Below are 6,637 nucleotides of genomic sequence, written 5' to 3' on the forward strand. Positions count from 1 at the left end.
TTATTAAAAATAAATTTAAATTTAAAAAAATTAATTTTTTTAAATGGAATAAATTAATCCAAACTAATGCTGAAAAAATTAATTTTAAAAGATTTGATTTTGAAACAGAATTAGCAATATTATATTCAAGTGGAACTACTGGAAAACCTAAATGTATTTGTCATAGATCTGGTGGTGTCTTAATCCAGCATATGAAGGAACATCAATTACATTGCAATATTAAAGAAAATGATAACGTTTTTTATTTTACCACATGTGGATGGATGATGTGGAATTGGTTAGTTAGTTCATTAGCATCGAGGGCATCTATTGTTCTTTTTGATGGATCTCCAATGTTTAAATCTGCTGATTTGCTTTTGAAAATAGCACAAAGAGAAAAAATAACTTTATTTGGAATAAGTGCGAAGTATGTAGATGCTTTAAGAAAATTTAAACCAAAATTAAAATATAAATTTAAACTAAATAAACTAAGAACAATTTGTTCAACTGGCTCACCTCTTTCAGAAGAAAGTTTCAAATATGTTTATAAGCATATTAAAAAAAATGTACATTTGTCATCTATTTCTGGTGGTACCGATATTGTTTCGTGCTTTGTGTTAGGAAATTTATATCAGCCAGTAAATATAGGAGAAATACAAAACAATGGTTTGGCTTTAGATGTAGACGTTTTAAGTGATAAAGGGAAGTCTTTAAAAAATAGTAAAGGAGAACTTGTCTGTAAAAATCCTTTTCCATCAATGCCTTTAAAGTTTTGGAATGATAAAAATGATATTAAATTTAAGAGTGCTTATTTTAATAGATTTAAAAACATATGGCACCATGGAGATTACGCAGAGATAAAAAATAGTGGAGGATATATAATTCATGGAAGATCAGATACCACCTTAAATCCAGGAGGTGTAAGACTTGGAACAGCAGAGATATATTCAGAAGTTGAAAAGTTTAAAGAAATAAAAGAGTCTATTGTTGTAGGACAATCATGGGATAATGATGTTAGAATAGTTTTATTTATTGTAATGAGCAAAAATTATTCATTAACAGCAGAATTAATTAACAAAATTAAATTACAAATAAAAAAAAATGCATCTCCTAGACATGTTCCAAGTAAAATTATTGTTGTAAAAGATATACCTCGAACAAAAAGTGGCAAAATAGTTGAACTTGCAGTTAAAAGTAAGATAGAAGGAAGTCAAATTAAAAACATTGAAGCTTTAGCAAATCCCGAAGCTCTTGAACAATTTAATAATTTAAAAGAATTGAGCAATTAAATGTTAAAAAATTTTGTCAAAGACCTAAAGCCCTCATCTACTCTTGCAATGAATGAAACTTCAAAACAATTAGAACAACAAGGAAAAAAAATCTTTAAATTTGGTTTTGGACAATCACCATTTAAAGTACCTGAGGATGTAGTTGAAGAATTAAAAAGTAATGCCTATCAAAACAAATATTTACCCATGCAGGGCCTTGAGGAATTAAGGGAAGCTGTAGCGAAATATTCATCTAAAAAGAAAAATTATAACTACAAAGCTAACAATGTAATTATTGGACCAGGATCTAAAGAATTAATGTTTTTATTACATGTAATTTTTGATGGTGAAATTATATTGCCAGCACCCAGTTGGGTTTCATATGCACCACAAGCTATTTTAGGGAGAAATAAAATTCAAATTCTCCAAACAGAAAGAGAAAACAACTGGTTTCCTACTGGAGCACAAATTGAGAAAATCATATCAAAAGATAAAGATAAAAATTATTTATTATTTTTAAATTCACCGAACAATCCTTCTGGACAGGTTTGTAACAAATTAGAAGAAATTTCAGAAATTGCCAAAAAGTATAATCTTATAATATTATCAGATGAAATATACTCAGAATTAACATTTTCGAAAAATTTTAAATCTATCTCAAGTTATTGTCCTAAAAAAACTATTATTAGTACTGGACTTAGTAAATGGTGTGGTGCAGGAGGATGGAGACTTGGTTATTTTATAATTCCAGATGAATTGAATAATATAAAAAATATGATCAATGTATTAGCTAGTGAAACTTTTTCTGCTGTGAGCGCACCTATTCAGTATGCAGCAATCAAAGCTTACGAAAATGATCATTCAAATTATATTACAAAATCAGTAAATATTTTAAGTGCAGTTGGTAAATATGTTTTTTCAAATTTAAAATCAAATAAGGTATTGATTAATGAACCTCATGGAGGATTTTATTTAATGCCAGAATTTTTAAATAACAAATTTAAAACTTCATCAGAAATGTGTAAGGATATATTAAATAATACTGGAGTTGCTTTATTACCAGGTTCTGATTTTGGGTTTAATCCAGATAAAATGTTAGCAAGGTTAAGTTTTACAGATTTTGATGGACAAGAGTTTATGAACAATATTGATGAAACAAAAAAAATTGATGAAAATTTAATTAATAAGTTTGCGCCAAAAGTAGTAGAAGGTGTTAATAAACTAAAGAATTGGTCAGAAAACTTATAAAATCACTCTGTACACCTACGATTATATTTTGTTAGAATAAACTTATAAAAATAACGACATAAAAATAGAGGGGTAAACAATGAAAAAAATAATCACATCTCTATCAAGTGCTTTACTGATTTTATTTGCATCATTGTCTTTGACAACTGTTGCTAAATCAGCTGAGTTCTTTACGATAGGAACAGGCGGACCTACAGGAGTATACTTCCAAACAGGGAACGCTATATGTAAAATGCTTCACAAATCAGCAATTAGTGCTGAACATGGTAGAAAAAAAGGTACAGCTAAAGCTTATAGATGTACTGCTCCATCCACTGGTGGATCTAACTACAATATTGGTCAGATAGCAGCTGGAGAATTCCAATTTGGTGTAGCGCAATCAGACTGGCAGTATCATGCTGTTAATGGATCTAGTAAATGGGAAGGAAAACAATTTAGTAATTTGAGAGCAGTTTTCTCAGTTCACAATGAGCCTTTTCAAATTTGGGCTAGAAAAAAAGCAAAAATTAAAGATTTTGCTGGATTAAAAGGAAAAGTAGTTAACATCGGTAATCCTGGTTCAGGTCAAAGAGGAACTATGGAAGAACTAATGAAAGCAATGGGTGTTGATAACAGTTTCTTTAAATCAACAACTGAACTTACATCTTCTGAACAAGTTAAAGCGCTATGTGACGGAAAAATAGATGCATTTGGTTATTCTGTTGGATTTCCAAATGGTGCTATGGAACAAGCAGCAACTTGTGCAGCAAAAGCATCTCCAATTAATTTAACAGGTTCTGAGGTTCAAGGTTTAATTGATGGTGCAGATTATTATGCACAGGCAGTAATACCTAAAGGAACTTACACAGGTCAGAAAAAAGATGCTACAACTTTTGGTGTAAAAGCTACTGTTGTTACTTCTGCAGATGTTTCTGAAGAGCTTGTTTATTTAGTTACAAAAGCTGTGATGGAAAATTTTGATGATTTCAAAAAACAACATCCAGCATTTGGATTCTTGGAAAAGAAAAACATGATTAAAGATGGTTTATCTGCTCCATTACATCCAGGTGCAATAAAATACTATAAAGAAGCTGGGTTAATGTAATCCAATTTTTATTAATTAAAAAGGCCTGGTAATTTTTACCGGGCCTTTTTTTTATGGTATGAATAATTTTGATGAGCGACTCAATCAGCAGTAAAATTAAAAATAAAATAAGCGAAGACTTATCACCAACTAGAAATATTACTGGTTTTCATTTAAAAATTGTTTCAGCAATAGCAATTATTTGGTCACTATTTCAACTTTGGTACGCTTCACCATTTCCATTTATGCTAAATTTTGGAATGTTTAAGGGATTGCCAGCAAGAGCAATTCATTTAGGTTTTGCTTTAACTTTAGCCTTTTTAATTTACCCAATCTCAAAAGGTAAGAAAATTTCGTTTTTTGATGTTTTGATCAGTTTTATGGGAGCGATATCGTGTCTTTATATTTATTTTTTTTATGATCAGTTGGTTGAAAGAGGGGGTGTTCTTTTAAATCTCAAGATCTCAGAAACATTAAATTTTCCGTTAGAATTGATTTTAGGAGGATGTGGAATTTTAATTCTTTTAGAGGCCACTAGAAGAGCAATTGGTTTACCTTTGGTAATTATAGCTAGTTGTTTTCTATTGTTTTCATACTTTGGAAGGTATGCGCCTGAAATAATTTCTCATGGTGGTTTGTCTTTAAATAGACTTGTAGGCTTCCAATGGCTTGATCAAGAAGCAATTTTTGGAATTCCAATTGGGGTATCAGTAGATTTTATTTTCCTATTTGTTTTATTTGGCGCTTTGCTTGAAACTGCTGGTGGTGGAAAATATTTTTTAGATCTTGCTTTTGCAATGGTTGGAAAAATGAGAGGAGGACCTGCAAAGGCAGCAATATTAGGCTCAGGTATGACTGGATTAATTTCGGGATCTTCAATTGCAAACACAGTTACTACTGGAACTTTTACAATTCCAATTATGAAAAAAACTGGTTTTTCAAAAGAAAAAGCTGGTGCTATCGAGGTTTCTTCATCAGTCAATGGTCAGATCATGCCACCTGTCATGGGCGCGGCTGCATTCGTAATGGCAAGTTTTATTGGTGTAACTTACTTTGAAATAGTTAAACATGCTTTCTTACCAGCAATTATTTCTTACATAGCATTATTTTATATTTCACATTTAGAAGCTTTAAAATTAAATCTCAAAGGAATGGATGATGCAGATGTTCCTCATTTAAAAAAAACTTTTTTATCTGGGATACATTTTTTAATACCAATTTTTGTTTTAATTTATACTTTGGTTTATTTAAGATTTACTGCCTCATATTCAATTTTTTATGCAACCATTACTTTGGTTTTAGTCAATTTAATAAATTTGTTAATTAAAAATGAAATTAAAAAAGATACTCTTAAAGAATGGTTTAATCAAACAATAGTTGGTTTTGAAAAAGGCGCTTTAAATATGGTTGCTGTTGGTATAGCGATTGCAACTGCAGGAATTATTGTTGGTGCAGTTGGATCTACAGGCTTAAGTACTAATTTAATAATAGTTATAGAATCTATAGCTAAAGATAACGTTACTATATTATTATTTTTAACAATTATTTTGTGCTTACTTTTAGGAATGGGTTTGCCAACAACGGCAAATTATGTTGTTGTTGCTTCTTTAATGGCGACTGTGTTGGTGGATGTTGGGAATGCCTCAGGTTTTATTTTTCCGTTAATTGCAGTTCATTTATTTGTCTTTTATTTTGGCTTAATGGCTGATGTAACGCCACCAGTGGGACTTGCCTCTTATGCAGCTGCAGGAATATCTGGTGGAGATCCCTTAAGAACAGGGGTGCAAGCTTTTTGGTATAGTTTAAGAACAGGAATTTTGCCAATTGTATTCTTATTTAACCATGAACTTTTACTTATTGGTATTGAAAATATTTGGCATGGATTGATTGTAATTATAACTTCTTTAATTGGGATTTTAGTATTTACCTCAGCCACCCAAGGATGGTTTATTAATAAACTTAAATGGTATGAAATAATTATTTTTTTTGTAATTTCTATCTCCTTGTTATCACCCGACTTTGTTTTAAACAAATTTTATCCAAAATATAATTATGAGGAAATTACTAAAATTAATTCAATGAAATTAGACTCAACAAAAGAAATTCAAATTAAAATAACAAGGCCTAGTTTATACGGAGAAAGATATAAGTTATTTGTGATATCAAAAAATACTTTTGAAGATAAATTTACTTTAGAGGACTATGGAATTACATTAATGAAACAAGATGATAAAGTTGTTGTTGATAATTTGAAATGGAATGGAGAAGCAAAAAAAAGTGGTTTTGAAATGGGAGACTATATAAGTGAATTTAAAATTGAAAATTCAGATAGACCATCCAAAAATATCGTTTATCCTATAGCAATATTATTATTAGTAGTATTTGGCTACTTTAACTTAAAAAGAAAAGAGTATATTACCCACCTGGACCTAAATTAGAAGGCTTTATTTTAATAATTTTCCATACTCCAGACGCAGAGGTAATTATTTTATCATTACACTTTAGCTCACAAAACAAAAACACAAGAGTATTCGTTTTTTTTAAAATTTTTGTATGTCCAATAATTTCATCTCCAACTTTTGAAGCGCCTATAAATTTTATATCTAAGGAGATAGTTACACATGGCGCATTTCCTGCAGCTCTATGTGCAGCTGTTCCTGCTCCTGCATCTATTAAAGCAGATAAATAACCCCCATGAGTTATTCCAGCAGCATTCAAATGATTTTCATTAATTATAGATTTAAATTCATATTCATTTTCTGAAATAGCTCTAAATAAAACACCTCCATTGTGTTTCATAAATCCAGGTTTAATACTTATTTGCTCAAATTCATTGCTCATAATTTTTTATAATACAAAAGTTAAAATTAATAAAATAATTAAAATAATTATAAAAAAATAAATTACTGATTTTTGTAAAGATGCATTCAAAAGCCAATTAAACATTTTTATTTCCTTTTTGGTGGACCGCCCAGAACTCGAATCTGGAATCTCCCGGTTCGTAGCCGAGCGCCTTATCCAATTTGGCCAGCGGTCCTTTTAAATAATATATCTCATATATCAAAGTTTTTGATTTAAT

At 30.0% G+C, this 6,637-nt stretch carries 5 protein-coding genes and 1 tRNA gene; 4 read left to right on the forward strand and 2 right to left on the reverse strand.

Features of this window, described 5'->3' with window-relative positions:
* The 4 genes from AMN81_RS00860 to AMN81_RS00875 all read left to right on the forward strand — a co-directional run.
* Positions 1–1,268, forward strand: a 1,268-nt coding sequence (locus AMN81_RS00860; RefSeq protein WP_102133206.1) for an acetoacetate--CoA ligase, incomplete at its 5' end; no start/stop codon positions are given.
* Positions 1,269–2,495, forward strand: coding sequence for a pyridoxal phosphate-dependent aminotransferase (locus tag AMN81_RS00865; protein WP_072090258.1), 1,227 nt, complete (start codon positions 1,269–1,271; stop codon positions 2,493–2,495).
* Between the two features lie 79 nt (positions 2,496–2,574).
* On the forward strand, positions 2,575–3,579 hold the full coding sequence (locus AMN81_RS00870) for a TAXI family TRAP transporter solute-binding subunit (protein WP_072090259.1): 1,005 nt from the start codon (positions 2,575–2,577) through the stop codon (positions 3,577–3,579).
* Between the two features lie 71 nt (positions 3,580–3,650).
* Positions 3,651–5,996, forward strand: a complete 2,346-nt coding sequence (locus tag AMN81_RS00875) for a TRAP transporter permease (RefSeq protein WP_072090260.1) — start codon at positions 3,651–3,653, stop codon at positions 5,994–5,996.
* Here AMN81_RS00875 and AMN81_RS00880 read toward each other — a convergent pair.
* Entirely contained in the window at positions 5,974–6,399 is a 426-nt protein-coding gene (locus AMN81_RS00880; protein WP_072090261.1) for a PaaI family thioesterase, read from the reverse strand. The two genes, AMN81_RS00875 and AMN81_RS00880, sit on opposite strands and share 23 nt — an antisense overlap.
* Positions 6,400–6,518: 119 nt before the next feature.
* A tRNA-Arg gene (locus AMN81_RS00885) sits at positions 6,519–6,595 on the reverse strand.
* Positions 6,596–6,637 lie beyond the last annotated feature (42 nt).

This window comes from Candidatus Pelagibacter communis (genome assembly GCF_001179845.1).
In the GTDB taxonomy this organism is placed as follows: Bacteria; Pseudomonadota; Alphaproteobacteria; order Pelagibacterales; family Pelagibacteraceae; genus Pelagibacter; species Pelagibacter ubique_Q.

Coding starts and splice junctions, on each gene's coding strand:
- AMN81_RS00875 (WP_072090260.1), top strand. CDS start 3,651: ATGAGCGACTCAATCAGCAGTAAAATTAAAAATAAAATAAGCGAAGAC.
- AMN81_RS00880 (WP_072090261.1), bottom strand. CDS start 6,399: ATGAGCAATGAATTTGAGCAAATAAGTATTAAACCTGGATTTATGAAA.
- AMN81_RS00865 (WP_072090258.1), top strand. CDS start 1,269: ATGTTAAAAAATTTTGTCAAAGACCTAAAGCCCTCATCTACTCTTGCA.
- AMN81_RS00870 (WP_072090259.1), top strand. CDS start 2,575: ATGAAAAAAATAATCACATCTCTATCAAGTGCTTTACTGATTTTATTT.